The sequence below is a fragment of the Desulfotomaculum defluvii genome (assembly GCF_054657375.1).
The window spans coordinates 787,186-807,993 of record NZ_BAAHYV010000006.1 but is presented as its reverse complement, the minus strand read 5'-3'; the positions used below and the strand labels follow the sequence as shown (position 1 = coordinate 807,993).

Here is a 20,808-nt window from a genome sequence, read left to right as displayed (position 1 = left end):
GAGGGATTAAAGAATTGTTAGACTTTTTTATGTGTTGGACTGACAGTGACCCCGTTTATCAAGACTATTTGCCAGATTGCAATATCCTTGTCAGTCTTCCCCATGTAGCTCAGTCCTGGAACGTAAAGAAATTTTCAACTCCACCTCGTAAGTTAATCATAGATAGTGGTGCTTTTACTCTTTTATCAAACCCATCATTGAAAATGAACCAATCTAAGGTTTTTAACCTTCAGCTTAATATTTCCCGCGGATCCAGTGTACCAACTTTATTATGCCATCTAGATAACCCAATACCACCCTCTGTTACAAACACCGTGGATGTATACCGAAGAATTGAAACCACTCTAGCAAATGCCTACGAGTTCATGCATCTTTTTAAGTCTTCCGGGTTACCCTCAAACTATAAATCCCTGGGGGTAATCCAGGGAAATAGTTACGACACTCTAACATTTTGCGCCCGTGAAATGAACAGGATGGGTTTTGACATGTTGGGTATCGGTTCTTTAGCACCACTTTTTAAAATGGAAATAATTTTGGATCGGGTACGCTGGGTTACTAGCGTAACCGGACCAGATATTCATGTCTTTGGCATATCAGGTCTTGAGGTAGGCAGCAAATTGATGGAAATGGGCATTCAATCCATTGATTCCTCGAGGGCTATGAGAATTGCTATTAATAATTGTGTTATATACAGCCTACCCTTCCGCTATTTTAAGATTAGTGCCCGGGTCAATAAAAGTCTTCCTCTCCTAGAGGCACCCATTCTCTGTGATTGTCCCATATGCAAAAAAGACCCCAACCTAATTCTAAAGGCTGGGGAAAAGAGGTATAACAATATGCGAGCGGTACATAACTTTTATCATTTGAGAAAGGAATTGGAGGAGGTCTATGTATCCTTCCACCGCTCCAATCCGTAATGTCGGAGTTCCTCAAATCTACTAATATTGACACCCAAGGTTTCTAAAGTAGGCAGTAAATCTTGGAAAATACTAAAATCTTCCTCTTCATACTGTTTGTTATTTACTAGCAAGTCGAGCATACGAGAATAGATGAGGTCTTCCCAAAGGGTGCGGACCAAGCGGGTTGATAGTAACTGTTTCTGCTCTTCCGGAGATAAAACATAAAAAGCCTTAATGACTTCCTTTTCAGAATCAAGGGATTGTAACTCGTAGGCACACCGAAGCAGTATTTGGCAACGGCGTTTGGAGGACTGGGCTTGTCGAGCACAAGAAAAAGCTAAGTCAAAATCCCCTTGCTCACTGGCAGTTTCCGCCCTAAGCAATGGATCACTGAGTACTGTCTCAGCCTGACCGGACAGAAGTTGGGCCAAACTCTTTAAGTAGCGTTTATCCGCTGGAGGCAAGACCTCTGCTAGAGTTAAAATTTCGTCCCGCTGCTCTGGGCGCTCTTCAGAAACCGCCTTCATCATGAAACATTTCAGAACTTCAGCATCTCTCATCCCTGAATGGACATTAAAAAGGTTGCCGCCGTAAGACGGGTGCACATGCCCACGGAAATGCTCCAATGCTTCCTGGGGCAGACCCCTTTGCTCAAAAACTGCTAAATCCTTGTGATAAATAGCGTAGATTAGGGATTTCGTAACCGCAAGGGGACGTCGAATCTGTAGTAACTCTGGTAAATTATGAAGACTCAATATTTCGTGCCATTCCCTAAATTCAGCCAGCATCTGCACTTTAAGAAACGTTACGTTAAAAATCTCCAGCGTATGGTAATTCCTTAATTCTTCCAGATACCCCTCCGCCTGAACACGCGAACCCGTCCGCAACGTCACGTAAAAATCCCGCAGTACACGCCCCAACGGGCGCTTCTCGCGAGTCACTAAGGTGGGGCATTGTTCCCATACCCCTCGCATCATCTCTAGTTTTTTCCAAATCTCTCCTGTGTCCCCAGTAAACTTATAGACTGCACCCCGGGTAAATTGCTGCACAGCCTGATCCAGCGGATCCTTAGGATCTAGGCAGTCCCTACTACCCTTAAAATTGGCATAGGTAGGGCCGACAAAAGCCATTAGATCATCACCCAATTTTTTTAATTGCCTCTGGGTGAAACAGATACCGTACCAAAGCATAGTTTGTCGATCCATTCTGCGGGGCAACACTGTTGGAACCCCTTTTAGTAGTAGCTGAACCCAAGGTCGAATATGCCCTGCACCACTGGAATTGAGGACATCATCCAACAAAATCTGATTCCCAGAACCAAAAAATTTCTGGAGAAAATCCACCTGTTCCGGTTTTGCATCGGTTAGCATCGTTCTGCCCCCCAGCGATTGGACAATATCATGCGATTTTCCGCCACCACTTCTGTATTGGTATCATAGTAGATGGCTTCCTGATTAATGGAAATGCCATAGAAAGTGAAGTTCATCGATCCATTGAGGTAGTAATAATCCCCCAAAATTCCTTTTTCATGGAGATTGGCTGCCGTGTGAATATAAGGTTGATTATGCTCCGGTGCCAAATTCAACAGTGCATTGATAAAGTGGTGGTTCTTCTGATCCTCCCGAGTAGCCACATGAACGGTTGCTCCTTGACTAAGTAGTTTTGCCAAAACCTCCGCAAAGCGGATCTTTTTGCGGGACCAGTTGGGCTCTAATGTAATAAACTGGTTGGCCGAATTATCAATGATATGGATATCCGAGATCCAGGGGGATACAATCCAGAGGCACCTACTGGGACACAACAATTCGGACATAAAAATCATCTGGAGCAGATCAGGAATTTGTCGACAACTGTTTCGCGAGTGAATGTACCTTCCTCTTTTTATACTCATTGCACGGCCTCCCGTAAATCAAGGGTTACAAAATAGCCAGACGCATCACGTTGTAATCCCTCTACCCTTGGATACAGGTGAAGAAAACCCACATCCACAGGGTCCACCACCAACTCCTGCATTACTTTTTTCAAGAACTCCACTTGGTGACTCTCGGCATAGAGACGCACCACACCATGCTGCGAAAGAACTTCTGCAACCCTCTGGCGCCAAGATGGATTCCCCAGTGGCACCACCACGTCTTCGGCATGCAAGGCGTCTAGCACCAGTTCACGATCACAGTCTGGCATTCGGGCAAAGGGGTTATAGCTTTGGAGGGTACGGGCACGAACTGTATTCCCCCTGGGCCAGAGCAGTCCATAGACCACTAAAAAGCGCCAATGGGGATCGGCACACTGGGCGGCACCAATGTGAGACAATGCCTGGTTAAACATGGTGGGGTCGCTATATTTCCGGCTAAAGACATAGGCAAAGGCCCGGTTATCGATTTCGATACCCAACCGCTCCTCTTCGGTGTGAAGAACACGGACAATCCGCTGCAGCAACCGATCACTACCAGCGGAACTTCCCGGCCTTAAAACCCGATTATTGATGGCACTGATTACCGGGTGAGTTACCAGTATGCCTCGCTTCATCAGCAGATCCTGAAATTGACGGTACAGACCTTGGAGATCCCTGTATCCCTGTACACTGCGGATACTTGCCAATAGGTTTGTGATTTCCGAATCTCTTTGGGTCAGGTTGAGTAAACGAGTTAATTCAGAATCCACCAATTCAAAATCCGAGGGCCCTAAAACACTTTCCACCAAACGGAAAAACCGGCGTGGGTCATCGGAATAGCGACGGAAAATCTCTTCAATGACACCGCCACCACCGGAGGTGGTCTCGGTAATCCAAATTTCTTCTAAGTCCTCGGGATTACCAACACCTGTTGGTCTGGGCCCAGGATCAATGTCCAAGTAGAGATCCCCATCATGACTTTGGGGAGACAGCTCTAGGCAAGCCTGTAATAATGCTCCGCCAAGCGTAGTCTTAAAGCGAGAGATGGCCCAATGATGCCACTCCTCGTCTGGTGATTGCCAAAGCAATGGTGCCAATTCATGCAATACCTGGGTCACCGTGGGGTCTTGGGAAAACTCCAAGAGCACTTGGTGAACCTTCTGGCGATGAACTTCGGTGCTGGAGTCTTCTTCCGCAGTTTCGTTGGGTTCTTCTATCTCGATGGTTTGGAAGATCACATCCAAGACTTCTTGCATCTCTTGAGCTAAGTTTTTCTTTTGAATAGCTTGGTAAGCTTCAGCCAGAGTGGACTCGTCCAACATCGCCCGGGTCACCAAAATAGATAGGTAAACTTGGCATAGCCAATCTCGCTGAAAACCGTTGACCAGATGATCCAACCGCTGATCCACCGTCACCCGGTGCCGAAAATAGGCCACACGAAAGGCTCTAATCTTGTTCTTGTTGGGGTCTTCCTCCGAGATGCTAAACTCCTCTGGAATCCGAAAGGAGAAAGCTACACCGTCCACTGCCTGAGTAAAGCCGATCCCCACCGCCTCATTCTCCCTGCAGAAATAAACCTTTGTTTTTTGCTCCTTCCCCCGTTCCAATCGTAGATTAGCTTCGGAACCTAAGGCAAAGCGCCGTATCTGTACGGCGGACTGCTTATTGTGCAAAAAAAACCGTACTTGCTGGATAATCTTTAACCAGGGGGAAGCATGTGGTAAATCGACTTCAAGTCCCCTTTCAGTTTCAGCGGGTAGAATCTGGCTACGCCAGAGCAACATGGCGTTGGATGTGGGCAGCACCTGTTTTGGGGGTTGAGCAGGACTAAATTCCCAGGGACGCATGCAGCCAATTTTTTTCACCGTACCTTCCTGTTCATACTGGAAGGTACCAATTTCCTCGTACCCGGTGCAAAACTCCTCTAAAGGAATGGTTTGCTCGTCCACCGCTAAATTCGGGGGAGCAACCCAATGACAGAGGTAACCCCGTGACACCCCAAACCTTCGAGTCACTCGACCGGGCGCAAATGTACTCATGGCTTGAATAATTCCCATTTTATGATGTTCAGGCTCGTCACCGTTACGAACTGGTGGGGTGGTAATAGTAACCTCTGGCAAATATAAATCACTGAAAAGGTTGGCCGGTACAAATTCTGGCAGTGGGGTCATTGGATCAAAATATTCGGACTTCTCGTTTCCAATCATACTTTTCCAGTTAGCCTGCAACCGCCTAAGCAAGGTGGGTAGTACCGCCGTCATTAATGCTCTGGGGGGAGACCACAAAACTGCTTGCAAGTCTTCCTCACTTATATCTAAAGATTCCTTTAGATGCTTTTCTAAGGCTTGCCGTTTCTCCGGATCCCGTAACACTTCTTCAATGAGGTCTGCCTCATAATGCTGGCGTACTCTCATATTATTTTGACGCTTTTCGTTGTGGGAGTAATATTGCTCCGGCGGGCAGCTAAAATCCACCCAAACACTACCCTCTCGCAAGGTTGGGGGCATTTGAAGAGCAACCCACTCCATAAAGGCATATACTGTCTGCATGCGCAACACATATCGGTTATCCACTGGCAGCACCCGTTTTTCTAGCACCGGGTCAAATAAAGATTCATACCCTTGGTAGGCCAGGCGGTCCCGACCATAGTCCGACAGAACTACCACCATCCAGGGGCGCATACCCCTGGGGCGTCCCGCACGGCCCTTTCGTTGGAGATAGGATGCCATATCTCTGGGCGCCTTGTGCTGTAGCACTGCCCCCACCTTCGGGTCATTGAAACCCACTTCCAGGGAGGCGGTGGCAACCACTAGATCTGAACCCGCATCTACGCCGGTATCCTGGGAACTGGTTCGCCCGATTCGTCGAGGTTGATCCAGATAGTGACCAATTTCCTCACAGAGATACCAAGATTGGCCATCCAGCAAGCGCTGGGCGTTATCTCTCTCGGACGTGGCCCGAATCAGTGCTAGGGGTCGTTTCCCTCGGGATGGCCTGCCCTGACTGTTTAGCCCCTCTGCGTCCAACAGGTTATGAAACATCCGGTTGGTTACGTCCAAATCGTCGGTAAAGATAAAAGTTCGCTGTCCATATTGCCCTTTGGATACTGGATTGTTTCGGGTATCTAAAATTCGTCCAAGCAACATGGAGGCCTGAATGGTGGTGGATAAAAGACTGGTGGCAGATACCGGGTCGCCCCGTAATATTAGGTGATACTCTTTTCCCTCCGAAATCAAGTTTCCACCGGGGGAAATTTCCTCCACTTGGTTTACCGGAAGTCCTACCAGTTCGCTAAAAAATTCCCCCGCATCCTGTAGCGTAGCCGAAAGGCCTGTAAAATGCACCTCTGACTGCACCGCATGCTTCCAGCGGCGCAGCAAATTTGCTACTTGGGCACCGCTTACCCCGGAATAGGTATGCACTTCGTCCAGCAACATGAGATGGGGACTTTTTCGGGCTTGGACCCCAAATACATGGCGGTAAATCTCGTTGGTGAGCTGGCGATTTAACATTTCCGTGGTAGTAAAAAGAAAATCCGGCGGTGTGTAGGCCATCCGATCACGGGTCAGTAGCAACTCATCGTCTTCAATGACACAGTCACAATCGGCGGAACTACAACTCAATCGCTCCACCTTCTTGGCAATATCAGACTGCTGCCACACTAGGTTCCCCTCGCAGTCCGGGCATCGTAGGTACGGACATACATACCCCCCTGCAGCACGATCATAGGACCACTTACCCTTGATATAAGACTCATAAGGGCCCTTAGGGGTATCACCAAAGAATGCACCAATTGTGATCTTTCGGCCTATCCTCTGCAACAGGTTTTTCCCTATACGTTTGGCTTCTTGGTATGTTTCTGAGAACTGGTCCTTCAAAAGTTCGTTACGGGGATAGATAGCAAGGGCTTTAGTCCAGAAAACATTTTTCTCCACCAATGTGCTTACATGGGTTAAGGCAGGTAGATAAAATGATAGGGTTTTACCGGTACCAGTACCCGCACAGACAATCATCCCACTACTTTTATTTTGCTTTAAATCCAGCAGCATCCGGCGGGTAGCCCGAACTTGGAAATCGGAAAGCAGAAAGGTGCCGCGATCGAGTAACGCTTTTAGAGTTTCCTTTTCTAGGGGGTCCAAATGTTCCTCCAAAAGGGTCAGCACCTTTGCAGCGGGAATATGGCGTTTGGGATACCGACGGTCCCGCAGGGCAAAGCGGAAATCGGAAACTAAGGTGGGCGCAATCTCCCACCTTCTGCCAGGAAAGATTTGCCGCAGTCGGGCAAACAACCGCACCGCTTCGGCCATCCGGGTACGCCAGACCTTGCGACCATTGAGGTTTAAAATAAATAGCAGGCGTCGATCCAGCATTTCCTCCACCAGTTCATCGGGGGTTACTTCATCTTCCTCCTCACGTTCCAGAACTTCTTCCGCTTCTTCATAAATTTCTTCCTCTGTAAACCCCCCATTGATAAAACCCCAAGTGAGAAATTTAGATTCCTTTTCTTCCAGCGACCCCAAAAAGGTTGCCGTCAAAGTATTCATCTCATCCATCGGACTTCACCCCCCTCTTGGTTAACTGGATAATTTGATGCGGAAAAAGGACTGAATGCCATTTTTATTGAGCCAATTCCGCACCGAGTCGGTTAACAGGTCTAAGGACGCTCCCTGGATCACCGCCGATTGCAAGAAAACTAATACCTCATTGGGGATATCTTCACTGCCCAGTTGCCCCCAGATTAGCTTTAATTTTTCAACCTTTTGGGTAAAATTGTCAACATCCTGTTGGGTTTTAGGGGGATTGTTTTTATACTGTCCTATTTCCCTGGATAATGTCTGAACATCTCGTACAGCACCTTTAAAGGTGGGAATCATATTGAGGACATCCAGCAAATTTTGATTGGTGATGGGGACAACCTTCTCCATGTATTGATTCCAGATGGTTTGATTCTGGGCATTCAATTTTGCTGCAAAGGAATCAATTCCCGCTTTCAGTGGATCGAGGGATTTAGGTTGGTGGATAAAGCTGTGTTGTTCCCTATATTTGCCTTGAATCTCCCCAATAATTTTAGCCACTGTTTTAGCATTATCTGCCTTCGGCGTGCCTATTCCTTGCTGCCGTAAAACTTGACTGGTTTGGGTCAGGGGCTCCACCTTTTGGATAAACTCCTCGAGGCGTTGTTTTCGGGTCTTATAGCCCTGCAACTGATTCATACTATCCCGAAGTTGCTTTTTTTCCTCCAAGCGGTCCTTGAGTTGGCGGGCTTTACTGAGAATCATACCTGTCCCCCCTGTCCCTGGAGCATCAGTGTAGTAAGTTTGGTAAAATGCTCATCGATGGCTTGCTGGATTTGCACAATATCATCTCCGCCCTTATTGTGTAAATCCTGGATATCTTGATTCACCCTTTTTAGGCAGTCCTCTAAAAATTGATTGGCCCGCAGCAATAGGTTGGATATCTCCTGCATGGTTCCCTGTTCCAGGTTACCCAACGACGGGAGTATCTTTCCTTCCGAATCCATATTCACTAGATTTTCTACCCGTTGCATACATTTGGTAGCACTGGCACATTTAAAGCGAAGGAGAATCGATTCTAATTCGCTGGCATCCCGACCAGGAAAGGCACCTTCCTCTTTGGCCTTGGTAACGGCACTTTTCAACTCCTCCACAATGTCTTTATAGGAAGCATCGCCCATATAAGCCGCAACGGTCTGATACCATGTCTCAGTTCGACTTTTCTCATCCTCAATGGCTTTCAAGAGTAAGGCATCTACCTGGTTTCTCATTTTATAGATGGCCTCATATTCCTTCTTTAATCCATCCGGCACCGGGATACTGGGTCGCTGCAATTTTACCAGTTGCTTCAGGGGTTGCAATACCTGAGAAACATCCAGTATTTTTACGGAACTCCCCCCCCCTTAGTACAACCAATCCTGGAGATTAAAATCTCTTGCAAGGCTTGCCGGTGTTTCTCAAACTCTTCATAAAGCTTTCTCCAAGATGGTGACCGGTTGGTCAGATCCACACAGGAACTTCTAAAAAAAAGTTCACTAAGTTGCTTTGGCAATGGTGTATGAGGTGGCGCAAGTCCTGCCATCGCAGTTCCCACTGCCAATAACTCTACCACCGCCGGAACAGGATCCCATTCTCCTTTATCCGTGAGGGTTTGCTGCACTTGTCGTAGAACATACTTGCTCCACTGTTCCAGATGCTTTGCATAAGCCATTAAATAGGTATCCCCATTGGGAAAATTCCAATGACCAAAATGCTCAAAGCAGAGTAAACCCTGTAGAACGATGGCAACTTGAGTTCGATTCTGTTCTTCTAATGGAATAGTCAATTCAATCGAAGTTTTCTTAGACTGGGTGGATTGGTTTACAAAGTTCACACTTGTGCGCCGGAACGGTTTCGAATCTCCTTTAAAAAAACCACCTAATAGAATTTCCCCATCCCAATCAATGTGATTAGTTACCGATTGATACACAATTTCCCGCAGTTCTTGGGTTATTTTTTGGGATAATAAACTCTGACCATTGGCCCAATTTTTTAGCTCTTCGATTTTCTGAGCTAGATCCCCTGGTATCTCCGGTTCATTTTTCGCAAGAACGCTTTCCGCTTGTTTCTTTCGTTTTTCTTCTTGCTCCGGTTTACCTTGTTTAATGTCGTTTCCTTGATCCCCTACGGGAGGAATAGTACCTCCAAGGGGTGGTAGGTTAAAGGCTTCGTGAATAATCGGGTGTACATCCACCAGTTCATTGCCTCTGGTCCAAAGTTCCAGTAAAACCTTCCTTCTGGCGTGGTTTACTGTATCCGATCTTTCTACCTTACTCTTGAGTAAAGGTTCCATGTAGGACCCACCCAGACGTTCCAGTAGTGCTGGTGGCGGGAATTGACCCCTGCTCAGCGCATCCCCGTAATTTTCCAAGGTTAGGCGTAACACATCATTCAGTAGTAACCGGGGGTTAAATTTCTCGGGACTCACCCTCAGAAACATCTTTTGAATGGCTGTTTCCGTAAAGGGGTAGATGCTCACGCCCCCCACTTCACCAAAGCCCGTTTGGCAACGATCGATATGGGGGCACTCAGCACAGGCATTGGGAGGGGTTATCCCCTCGCCACGGGATCGACCACTGAACCAATCAGCCAAACTATTATTCTTTAGTCGCACAACATTGAGGTAGCGGGACACAAATTGTACCAAGTCGCTGAGGGTCAGCATACCGTCATTTTCATTCGCTGCAATATCCAGATTCACCCGGAAATTGATGCGCTGGCGCACCGTATCCCCCAGTCTGTAAAAATAACCGGTTGTTACGGCCAGGGCAGTGCGCAGGGCACAGAGACGCTTGCGACCCGGTTGGTCGGGTCTCACCAGCAGTGCCTCCAGCAATTGGTGATCGATACCCTGGAGTTTTGCGAAGTCCTCCACCAGCACCACTAATTCAATGTCCTGCTCCGCTAAGGCCTCCCGCACTTCCAGCAATAGGTTAAACAGATCGTCACCCTTAAAATTTAAGACCTGCCCAATGGCAGCATCTAAGTTTTTATTGAGCCAAGCTACGGTTTCCGGTTGGAATTCTGGATCGGAAATCAGAAATTCGTAAAAGCCTCTGGCTTTTTCACTGGCTTTTTCGTGGTTCACAATATCGATGGGTAAATCCTCTAGGGAGAACTCCCTTCGTTCTTCCAGTCGCTCCACCTGATCGCTGCGGCCCAAAATATGGGTCGTCAAACGATCAATGAAACCACCCTTTTTCAAGAGCAGGCCCCGAAAGAAGGGATCGTAAAGCAGGTTGGGCAGTTCCTCTTGAAGGTAACCTTCCGCATCGCTCAGTTCATCGGAGGCATGGGGTCCATTGGGTCCAACCGCTACCGCTAGTTGGTTTAGCAATACCTCCCGGGCTTCATTCTCGGAGAGAGACTGGTTAGTCATCTCCAAGCGTTCCCGGTAGCGGTCAAACTGGGGTCCTTCCATATCCTGCAGGATTAAACGAATAACTTCCCGCAGGTTGGTACCTACCTTAGGAATGAGAAGCACCCGCCGTTTTTCATTGCGGGGGATACTCAGGGACAACCACCGGATTAAATGGGACTTACCTGTACCAGACCCACCCAATACAGCGGTAAATACAAAGTCTTTTTTGTCATCCAGGAAATCCACCAAAAATTGCTTTTCATCGTATGCAATATGGGAATCGGCTAACCTTAGGTCTTGTCGATACATTTTTGCTGGGTGATGGGTGGCCATAAAGATGGCATCGGAGATTTGGAGTGCCTCCGTATCCATGACCTTGCCTACCAAATCAGGATCCCAACATCGAACATTTTGAAATGTCATCAACCCTCATCCTTTCTTATGGCTGGCCCAACCAAACAATCTTAGAAACACGCTGCACAGTCTTTACACCTGGGAAAAGGTAGACTTCAGCATCGGACTCTTGAAGCAGTTGGAGGGTCTTATCGTCATGCAGCCGAGATAGAGTAAAGGAAGTGACCGTGGAAAGATGTTTTTTTTCACGTTCACCGATTTGGGCTTCTACTTCTTTGCGAACCCGACCCTCTTCAAACACAGGGCAACGTTCTGCTAAGGCAGTGAGGGTTTGGGAGACCGTAAGTCCTTTTCCCCGCTCCTGAAAAATCTTGCCCAGTTCATACCGTAGGTATTGAGTGGGATCTGGAAACAACCTTTTACTACCCTTTAGTGAATGGCGCCAGGTGAGTCCAACAAAGCAGGACCAATCTTCAAATTGGTTATATCGAATATCGTTCAAACCCAACTTCCCGGCACCCACCTGCTGGAAGAGCAATTCCTCTACGGATTTCCAGTCTCCGGGTGCTTCGTAGACATTTTGAGCCAGGTACCAAGCACTTACTTTGCAAAAATCCTCATTTTCCTTCTTCTCTGGGTTTAGGATTAAGTTCGCCAGGGTTTGAGGTAACATAGCATCCCCTGTTTTGGGGTCTCTTGATACTGGGGGCAAGGCGGGGTTGATTCGGATGATATCTCCTTCTTCCTGCAAGAGCTCCATTTTGCAGCATTCAGTGATAACATGATGGATCATTTCCCGATTGCCCCCTTTCAGGAGGCTATCTGGGGACAACGTCTTCTCCACTGTGGTTCGTTCTTCACCCTTTTGTCCCACTTTGAGCAGGTAACGATAGACGCCCCTTACTCGGCTGGGCGTACAATAGGGTTGATTTAATACACTCATAGTCCGACCTCCGTACAAAATTCCTCTAGCAAATACTTTTTGCAGGAAAGGGTATCTTTATAGAGACAATGTTCTTTATCGGGATCCCGGGTTGTATTGGGTAAAAGGATGACCCGAGGAATGTTACGCTGTTGGAAAATTTGACTGGTAAATAGTTGCCTGTTAATAGGTTCCTCCGGCCAAAGGACAAGAGTGGGTAATTTGGGCATAATTAGGGGTTCAAACTTTTCAAAGGCGAATATGTATTGACCATCCTTATGTAAAACATCCCCTAATCTTTCCTGCCAATCCGAAGGTGCCACCCAATTCCTGAGTCCCTGGGAAAAGAACCACCGCATAATACTCTTCCAACGCCTTCTCTCTCGGGGAGCTAGCATCGGGTTCGGTGGGTAAAAGATAGCCAACACTCTATTCGTTCCCAACAAACGGCTCAGTTCTGGGCCTACACTGGGTACATAAGGCCAATCTACCCTTGTGGTGGGTACAGCTCCCGCGTAAGGTGCTTGTCCTGCCTGACGGCAGGCGGGACAGCCGCCACAGCTGGCAGAAACCCTAACTCCCTTACCAGAGGGTCGCGATTCGATGCTATACATCTCGGCCAAAATTTTCCCGACGCAATGCTGACCAGCTAGCAACTCCTCCATCAGTTTCAGACTTTTCCGGGTCAAACGGTTACTTTTCTGACGGGAAGCCTCGATATGCTGTTGCCAGGTATCCTGGTCTAGATGCCTTTCATGTAAAATTTTCACCACCCTGGCTTTACGGGGTTCCTCTGCTTCCGTGGAATTGCTGTGTTGTTCCCCAGACAACTCAATAAGGCCCGCCCGACTCATCAGGGTCAATACACGGACGTTCCAAGCCTCGTTGTAATGATTTTCCATATCAATAAACTCTGCACCCATACCCGGTGTAACATCGATGGGCACTTGATAAGTTCCATCTGCTAAGCTTTTCTTTTCGGCAAACATCCTTTGCCAGCGGGGAAGACCCTTTTCAATGGTAATGATCTTTTTATGGTTTAATCCCTGAGCCGTATAAAGATCCGTTGCCGTGTAAAGAACCAGGGACAGACAAGCCCTTCCATCCCGTCCACCACGTCCCACTTCCTGGTAGTACCGATCCAAATTTTCCGGTACACAGGCATGAATAACCGCTCGTACATCCGCCTGATCTACCCCTAGACCAAAGGCAGAGGTGGCCACCATAATATCAATTTTAGCATCTCGCCACTGATGAACTATTCGTAAACGTTCCGCTGAAACCGTAGACCCCGTCATCACTTCGCAACGGGAATAACCCACTGCCCTCAGTTTCTTGATCCAGGCATTGGCATGGGCGACCTCACTCACATAGAGAATCAACGGTCGGGGCAAATGATGCAGCGCCTCCAGTACCCGCTGTTCTCTTTCTACCTCATCTTGGCACCGTGCAAACCAATAGGAGGGTTCCGGTCGCAATTGAACTGCCGAAACCATCTCAAAAGGTCCCGGATCGCCAAAGAGGGTTTGAAGGGTGTCTAGACAGGATTCGGTAACTGTTGCGGACAGCAGGAGGGTTAGAAAGGACTGTTCCCCTGCCATTTGCAGCATCTTTTTCCTCATCCCAGCCAACACCTGGAAAGCTGGGCGGAACTGATCTCCCCATTGATCAATCATATGGGCTTCGTCCACCACCAGCATCCGCAGTTCTCCTCGCTCAGCGGCTTGATATACTGGGCTGCTTAGGGATTGCAGCAAGCCCTCTGGCGAGGTAAAGACAATCTGTTGGGTTCCATTACGGATTCTTTCCCGAATGCAAGCATTTCGTTCTTGCTCCTGCGCAGTGGTTCCTCCGTAATAGGCGGTTGGGTGATTTATCAGTTTAGACAAGGCCCTCTCTTGATCGATACAGAGGGCGGTAGTTGGAACCACAATCACCGTGAGTCCCCCTTCTTTGCCAAAAAGAAGGCCTGGTAGGTGGGCGCAAAGGCTTTTCCCTGCACCAGTGGGCAAATTAACCAAAAGGGTCGCTCCCAGAGGGGCGGCTAAAACTGCTCGCACCGCCTCCCGCTGGCCAGCGCACCGATAGTGGGTCCGTTCCATTTCCCTTAGAAAGGGGTCCCCAGTTACCGACTTAAAGTTTCTGCAGTAGGTCTGGGCGAAGACCCTCTGGTCTGGCGGATACTCCAGTGTCAAAGGCAACCAACGAGGTTTCCAAGCCTGAGCTTCAATAGTCAAGGTCTTTGCATCGCCGGCCAATACCCGACATCCCGCCTCATGCCAAATCGTCTCAGTGGGCCAGGGATTGCCCTTGGGAACGCGGATGGTTTGATGCACGCCTCCTTGATTTTCAGCCTCTTGCCGCAAAATGTTTCGTATGAGAACCGCTAGATCTCTGGGTCCTGCTTGTTTACCATTCTGAAGAGTATCGATTAATCGAAGGTAGATCCCTTCGGTAAAGGTAACTCCTTCTAATGTGCCATTATTAGCCAATTTATTTCTTAGTTGTTGAAAATGGTCTGTCAAGTCCGTTCCCCCTGTTCTTAAAAGGGATCATAGCCTGAAACCACGATAAAGCCTACGGAATCCAAGCGTATGTTGGGATTACGAATTCCCTGTATCAGGGCGTCTGCCAGTTGACGCTCCAGTTCTAAATCTTCCTTAGTCTTATTTCCCACTTTATCGTAACCCTGCCTCAGGGCCAGTTGCTCTAATCGGTTATCATATTCGCGGGCGGTAATACGTGCCCGTTTCTCACATTCCTCTTGCAAGTAAGGCAAGGACCTTAGAATGTCCCCCGCAGTTTCCCGGGCCTCTCTGCAGAACCCAGGCCACAGACCAGGATCAACTAATTCATCGATCATCCCCAAGCGGTGTTTGGTCAGGTTATAGTCGCTGCCATAGTCCTTTTTCCTTTCAAAGGGTCTTTTTAAGATCTGTAGGAGTTGCTCATCTTCTACAAGTTTCATATCTCCATCCAGAAAGATGCTGATAAACAGGGGTGGGAAAAAGGCATCCGCCCGACGCTTTAAGGCCTTAGGATCCAGTCGCCGCAGGTCGCCCTGGGCCAGAACTTCTTCCGCACTCAGGGTATCAGCCTCAATGACATAATCGAATCTAAAACCAAACCACTCATTACCAGGGGTTTTACTCCAATTTTTTTCCAAACGCCAGATAGCAAAAGCTTTGCCCCGGTCATCCCATTGAATATAGTCCTCAATAGTTTCAATGAATTTCTCCCCCACCCGGAAAAGTCTACTCTGGGGTAGGGTTACCGCCCGTTGTCGGCAGTAGGTTCCGGGTTGATCGTTTGTTACAAATTTTAGCAGTCGATCCAAAGGTACCATAGTTTGCGGAGTGGGTTTATAGGAAACCAATTTATTTTTGTGGTCGGTCTTTTTGGAAAAGCGAAGTGCATCACAGAGCCATGCCTCACTGCTCTGTTGAATTTCCTCATATTTCTCTTCATGTTCCACCAGGGAATTGAAAAATTCCTGAGCACTTTTTTCTAATGCATCGATTTCATCCAGGGCATTTTGTTCACTTATCTTCACTTGCTCTGCATGAATTTCCTCTTTAAAGGAAGGTATACTTTGCAGTAAGCCCTTTGCCCCTTCCCGAAAGGCCAACCCGTTGAGTTGGGGTAGCTTAGCCTCCACATAAAACTGCAGGGAGGCGATGGAGGTACGGAATATTCCCAGTCCCTCATTCAGCACGCGATACCAAGCATCGTAAATGGAATTCTCACAATCGGGACCTGTAAAGATAAAACTCCGTAGCGGTCTCTCCCTGCCAATTCGATCTAAGCGTCCAATCCTTTGTTCCAATCGGTTGGGCGACCAGGGAAGGTCATAATGAATTAAAATATCGGCAAACTGTAAGTTCCTACCTTCTTCACCAGAGCGATCGCAAACGAGCACAAAGCATTGGGGGTCCGTCCGGAAATGCTGGACTTCTTCCTCCGCTAGTCCGGGCGGAACCCCATGAAAATAACCTGCAACATGATCCTCACCCAATGCCTGATAAAGGTGTTTAATAATGGACTTACAGGTTTTGGTAAAAGTCGTAAACACCACACACTTTGGGAGAGGTTCCTTCAGGTGCCTCATCTGGATAGAGTTAAGCACCTGCTCTAGTAACTTCACCCGGTCTCCTTCTTCGGAGGAATTTTGTAGAACATCTAAAAGGATTTGCAGCAGTTCTGTTTCCCCTTCAAAAAGAGGCACGGCACGTATCAACTTCTCGTAAAGACTGCCGATCTCATCTCGTAGGTTGCCTCTTATCTTCCCTTCTAAACGGTATGTGATGACCTCAGCCAATAGATTCAAATCCGAACCCGCACAATGTACCAGCAAATGGAAAAGGGACCCCATCTGTTCTTCCAGTTTGCCCTGCAATTCATGCTCTACACGTCGAATGAAGTTTAAGGCACCATTGCGCCACTCATCTAGGAGGTCATGAATTTTTTCTGCCCTCTCATCCAGTTCGTACTCTAAGGTCAGTTGTTTAGAGGGTCCGGCCTCCTGATAACGTCCCACAAGTACCTCTTTCACTGAATCCCTGCGGTTTCGTAACATTCTCCGATGGAGGCGATAAGTCTCGGTTATATGAATACGCATAGAACGAATGAGTCTATCCATTAGGGAGTTGTCTTTTTCTTCGCTATTTAAACAGTGAATTAGTTGATCGGAGTAGCCAAGGATACGACTATCGTAGGGAAACAATTCCTTTAATCTAGGAACCGTTCTTTTTAGGACAAAGGGATTTGCACCTTCTTTCAGGGATAGCAATAGTCGCCCAATTTCCTGACGTTTTTGCACCTTTTCTCTAAACTCCCGTAAATTCTTTAACTGGTAATGGTCAGGATCCAGTATATGTAACATGGCTAAAAAGTCTTGTTCATTATTTAACACAGGGGTTGCTGAGAGCAATAGCACTTTATCGGAACTATGTGCCATGGAACAGAATTTTTTATAGAGGGACTTCTTTTTTGAATCACTAGAAAAGGCGTACGCTGCGATTTGATGGGCCTCGTCCAAAACGAGCAACCCATAACTTTGACCATCACCCTTGTTGCAGAGTCCGTCGGTACCTACGATATCCACCCGATCGTCGAATTCATCAATTATAAATTTTTCCCGCAACTCTTTCTGCCATTGATCCTCCAAAAAAGGAGGTGTCACAATTAAGACTCGCCCCAGTGGATAGTCCTGCAGATATTGGCGGATGATCATGCCGGCCTCAATGGTTTTCCCTAATCCCACCTCATCGGACAAGAGATAACGTTGTATAGGGTCCTCCAGGATACGACGAACCACCTCCACCTGATGACCTAACAGTCGAATCTTTGAAGAAACCATACCAGTCATTCCCCGAGCGGTAGACCGTTGTTTAATAAAGGTTCTTACAAAATTGGAACGATGCCTGTGGAAAAAGGCGGTTTCCTGACCCTTTAGGGCTAAGACTTCAACCGGGTCTTCCATCACTTCATTGCAACGGACATATATATCAGTTGCATTCACATATAGATAATCTTTATCCGGTAAGGCCACCTCATATTCGTCACCTGAAGAGCCCACAATTCTGCCCATCATGTACTTATCTAACCTATCTGACCATATGTAACATCGGGTCTGATATTGCAATTTAACTTCCTTAATTGAACCTAGTGGGAGGTTCTTTTTAATTCGACTAGCCACCGAATAAAAGTATTCCACGATGGCTTGGTCATCGACAATGTCAATTACTTTTCCAATGCCCAAATTGTTCTTTGAAGATGTTACAAACATACCTTGCAGGATTCCCAAACTCTCACCCTCCCGTCCTATATCAAATTAGCAAATATTTAACTTAAAAATAACTAAGATATATTTTTGTATTATTGTAAAAATTCAACGAATGATGTTGATCTTCCTTCTATAGTCACTCTACTTTCAGCAAGACGTTCTACAAGTATTTCGGAAGCAAACAACCCTGGAATGATATCCAGGGTCGATTTTAGCTAGATGCTAAACGCTATATTTTCTTTCTGTTTCTCTTGTTTGTTTGTGACCTCAAGCAAGGTGAACTTTTGGTTATCAATTTCATCCCGTATTTCTTCCTTCAACTTACCAATCTGTTCAAAGAATACATGGGTATTATGAAAACCTCTTCTGCGGTTGCGGTTGTTGCCCCGGAAAATAACCACTTCTACGCCACATTTCTTGCAAATGTTGCAATCGCAATTTTTCCAGGGTTGATCCTCCAGCAATTCCTGGTAATAGAAAGAATGCTTTTCCCGATCTTCGCCTAACTTTTCATCATACTCCAAGATAGTTGCTAACGTGGTTTCCAGATCCACTCGCCCCAGATCATAGTCACGCAGGACTGCCAGGGAACGCTTCTCCAGTTCCTTAAACATATCCAGCATTTCAAAAGCACCTGCATAGGTCCGCTCCCCTGTGTTAACCAAATCTACTTTCTTTAGATACTGCACCACTTGATCCACAGCTGTTTTCATTTCTACCTTCTTCGCATCATAGTCCTTTAGTTGTTTGTGGATGAACTCCACCAATTTCTCCACCCGGGCAGGGTAATCATCATGTAGTAAATGCTGCACTTTTAGCACAGTTCCAAATCCATCGAATGCCTCTAGTTGAAAGGTTTCACGCATCCACGTGGTCAAATCAAGACCTACTTCCTGATTAAACCGTTGCAAATGTTGCTGAAAGTAGGACTCGCAATTTTCGAGATACTCTAAACCTTGGCACTTATACCCGCAGTTATAAATGGGTTGAGGGGTGGCATCCTGCTCTGCCGCTTCAATATTGTCATCATCTTCCAAATACTGTTGATCTCTTCGACACATCATCAGACCTTGACGAACACATTCACAACCTTCTTCTGGGCATTTCTCGCATTGTTCTAGGCATTTTTCTTCTAATTCGCGAATACAAGTAAGCTCTGAGCAGTAGGTTTCTCTAAACTGCTCGAAAGCAAAGGTTTTTAATGACTTGATATACTGTCCAAAAAGTTCGAAGGTGTATAGCGACTCCAAGTATTTTTTGATTTGTTTCTTAACCCGTGGACTCTTGGCCGTAGCCTCCGGAATGCGAATGGCTGCATAGTGTCTATCAGGTGCGTAATAGTTGTGTTCAGACCCTAACCAAGCCCTTCTTAGGGGTGATGCCGAATCAAAAGAAGTGACTCCTAGTTTATGGAAGACCCGCATATACTCCATGTTATCCCGCACAACTCCAAAGAGGTGCATACGGAAGTTGGCATCGGGAATAACAGGGGCAATCTCCTTGAGGATATGAAAGATATTAACGGACTTCTCCATCGCCAACCCACCCAAAGCGATGTAGCGATATCCCATCTTCACCAGTTCCTTGACAGCCTCCCGAAAGGAGATTGGATCCCACCCCTGGGCAATTCCAATGGGTGTGAATGTGTAGCCATGTTGATCTTTATATTGGTGGTACTTTTCTATAAAATCCCGTGCATTATCTAGGGTTAATTGATAGCGGCGGTTTCTCTCAACCTCATCCTTCATATATTTACCTACAATCAGATGATCTACTGACACACCATAATCAAATCCCATAGAATGATAGTACTCTAGCACTTGCTCGGTGATATAGGGGGGTTCATAATCATTTATATAACTAAACGCTCCACAGTCTCCCATAATCGGGTAGTCTTCAGGCAGTCGCAGAAACTTCCGAATTCCTAGTTGTTGGATTTTCTCTTTCTTTTTCTGGGATGCCCCATCAATATTGACCTTTGAAATCAGAAGACCGTTATATTTCGGTATATCATGTAGTTCGTGAGCATACACATCATGGTCTAAGGGGTCGCCCTTACGATTTGGCTTATCCTCTAGAAAGTCGTAATCCGGGTCCACTCGATCATCATTTTCTGGCATATAGTATTGAAAGTCTTGGCCATAATTGATGGCGATTTCGTGCTCTGCTATATCAATGGTATAGTGGGCCAACAATCTGTCATATAACTTAGCACTTTCATCCCCTATGGTTAACTGAACTTCCTGTCCAAAAATAGCAATATTGACTTTACCCTGCCCCCATTGCTGGGAATTTTTGTGAATCTCTAGTATATATTCCCGGATTAGTCCCGGTTTCTGATAAATCGAATCCCACAGGCTAAAATCATGCTGGATATAACGTAACAACATGGCCATCAGGGTTCCCTTGATCTCCACCAATCCAGAGTGAAACACCTTAGCTTCCTGCTCAGTAACCGCAATTAGATGATAATTGGGCTTTATAAGAATTTTTTGTTTACCAGATTGACCGGCAAAAAAGACCAATTTTTGATCCTTTCTGGTTTCTAACTTCAACCAGTTAACAGCCTGGAGATACTTGTCCCCTAGCAACATGAATACCACATCATAGTCCTTAATTTTCTTTTGAAGATCCGCAGTTACATTTAAGCATTTAGACCATTCCTTTAGTTCTAAGCTATTCATGGTGCTAAAAGTTACTTCATAGGGGACAATACTGTCTTCCTCATTCAAAAGCCCATAGCCCGCAGAAAGAATATTGACGTCAATTTGGCCACCCTGGTTACGATACTCCTGCACCCCCTTCATAAGGGACACATGTTGCTTGCCGGTATACAATTCACCAGCTGTGGTTTGGAAATCCGTCAATTCATCTTCTCTTACCTTTAAGCGTACTTGATCTTTAAAATCATCCAGGATCAATTCGTTTTCCGGTTTATAACACTTCTCCCCAGTACAAGAGGTAACCACTAAAACCCGTCTGTCCATTGTCCTCCACCTTTAAGAAAACTTCTATACGTTAAAGAAGGATACCTAAAATTTAG

11 protein-coding genes are annotated in these 20,808 nt (G+C 46.6%); 1 reads left to right on the top strand and 10 read right to left on the bottom strand.

Annotated features, from left to right (window positions below):
• Positions 1 to 14 precede the first annotated feature (14 nt).
• The gene (locus ACYQ03_RS06570; protein WP_459908567.1) at positions 15 to 917 is read left to right on the top strand and encodes a tRNA guanosine transglycosylase family protein; all 903 of its coding nucleotides are present in this window, start codon (positions 15 to 17) and stop codon (positions 915 to 917) included.
• Here the strand turns inward: ACYQ03_RS06570 and ACYQ03_RS06565 are convergent.
• The 10 genes from ACYQ03_RS06565 to dpdA all read right to left on the bottom strand — a co-directional run bounded on the left by ACYQ03_RS06565 (position 887) and on the right by dpdA (position 20,752).
• Positions 887 to 2,269, bottom strand: a complete 1,383-nt coding sequence (locus ACYQ03_RS06565; protein WP_459908566.1) for a hypothetical protein — start codon at positions 2,267 to 2,269, stop codon at positions 887 to 889. The genes ACYQ03_RS06570 and ACYQ03_RS06565 overlap by 31 nt on opposite strands.
• The gene (dpdK, locus tag ACYQ03_RS06560; protein WP_459908565.1) at positions 2,263 to 2,790 is read right to left on the bottom strand and encodes a phospholipase D-like domain-containing protein DpdK; all 528 of its coding nucleotides are present in this window, start codon (positions 2,788 to 2,790) and stop codon (positions 2,263 to 2,265) included. Before dpdK ends, ACYQ03_RS06565 begins: the two co-directional genes overlap by 7 nt.
• Positions 2,787 to 7,343 (bottom strand): protein DpdJ, encoded by a 4,557-nt coding sequence (gene dpdJ, locus ACYQ03_RS06555; protein WP_459908564.1) that lies wholly within the window; start codon positions 7,341 to 7,343, stop codon positions 2,787 to 2,789. The genes dpdK and dpdJ overlap by 4 nt, the downstream gene beginning before the upstream one ends.
• Before the next feature lie 21 nt (positions 7,344 to 7,364).
• Positions 7,365 to 8,069 (bottom strand): hypothetical protein, encoded by a 705-nt coding sequence (locus tag ACYQ03_RS06550; RefSeq protein WP_459908562.1) that lies wholly within the window; start codon positions 8,067 to 8,069, stop codon positions 7,365 to 7,367.
• Entirely contained in the window at positions 8,066 to 8,665 is a 600-nt protein-coding gene (locus ACYQ03_RS06545) for a hypothetical protein (protein WP_459908560.1), read from the bottom strand. Before ACYQ03_RS06545 ends, ACYQ03_RS06550 begins: the two co-directional genes overlap by 4 nt.
• A gap of 23 nt (positions 8,666 to 8,688) precedes the next feature.
• Positions 8,689 to 11,127: a protein DpdH gene (gene dpdH, locus ACYQ03_RS06540; protein WP_459908558.1), complete on the bottom strand. Its 2,439-nt coding sequence runs from the start codon at positions 11,125 to 11,127 to the stop codon at positions 8,689 to 8,691.
• A 16-nt stretch (positions 11,128 to 11,143) separates the two neighbouring features.
• A complete protein-coding gene (dpdG, locus tag ACYQ03_RS06535; RefSeq protein WP_459908557.1) occupies positions 11,144 to 12,001 on the bottom strand; it encodes a protein DpdG in 858 nt (285 codons plus the stop codon).
• On the bottom strand, positions 11,998 to 14,505 hold the full coding sequence (gene dpdF / locus ACYQ03_RS06530; RefSeq protein ID WP_459908555.1) for a protein DpdF: 2,508 nt from the start codon (positions 14,503 to 14,505) through the stop codon (positions 11,998 to 12,000). Before dpdF ends, dpdG begins: the two co-directional genes overlap by 4 nt.
• Before the next feature lie 17 nt (positions 14,506 to 14,522).
• The gene (dpdE, locus tag ACYQ03_RS06525; protein WP_459908553.1) at positions 14,523 to 17,786 is read right to left on the bottom strand and encodes a protein DpdE; all 3,264 of its coding nucleotides are present in this window, start codon (positions 17,784 to 17,786) and stop codon (positions 14,523 to 14,525) included.
• 194 nt (positions 17,787 to 17,980) lie between these two features.
• Entirely contained in the window at positions 17,981 to 20,752 is a 2,772-nt protein-coding gene (dpdA, locus tag ACYQ03_RS06520; RefSeq protein ID WP_459908551.1) for a tRNA-guanine transglycosylase DpdA, read from the bottom strand.
• Positions 20,753 to 20,808 lie beyond the last annotated feature (56 nt).

What these genes read in the sequence shown, in the direction of transcription:
- ACYQ03_RS06565 (WP_459908566.1), bottom strand. Translation starts at nt 2,269, where the DNA reads ATGCTAACCGATGCAAAACCGGAACAGGTGGATTTTCTCCAGAAATTT.
- dpdK (WP_459908565.1), bottom strand. Translation starts at nt 2,790, where the DNA reads ATGAGTATAAAAAGAGGAAGGTACATTCACTCGCGAAACAGTTGTCGA.
- dpdJ (WP_459908564.1), bottom strand. Translation starts at nt 7,343, where the DNA reads ATGGATGAGATGAATACTTTGACGGCAACCTTTTTGGGGTCGCTGGAA.
- ACYQ03_RS06550 (WP_459908562.1), bottom strand. Translation starts at nt 8,069, where the DNA reads ATGATTCTCAGTAAAGCCCGCCAACTCAAGGACCGCTTGGAGGAAAAA.
- dpdH (WP_459908558.1), bottom strand. Translation starts at nt 11,127, where the DNA reads ATGACATTTCAAAATGTTCGATGTTGGGATCCTGATTTGGTAGGCAAG.
- dpdG (WP_459908557.1), bottom strand. Translation starts at nt 12,001, where the DNA reads ATGAGTGTATTAAATCAACCCTATTGTACGCCCAGCCGAGTAAGGGGC.
- dpdA (WP_459908551.1), bottom strand. Translation starts at nt 20,752, where the DNA reads ATGGACAGACGGGTTTTAGTGGTTACCTCTTGTACTGGGGAGAAGTGT.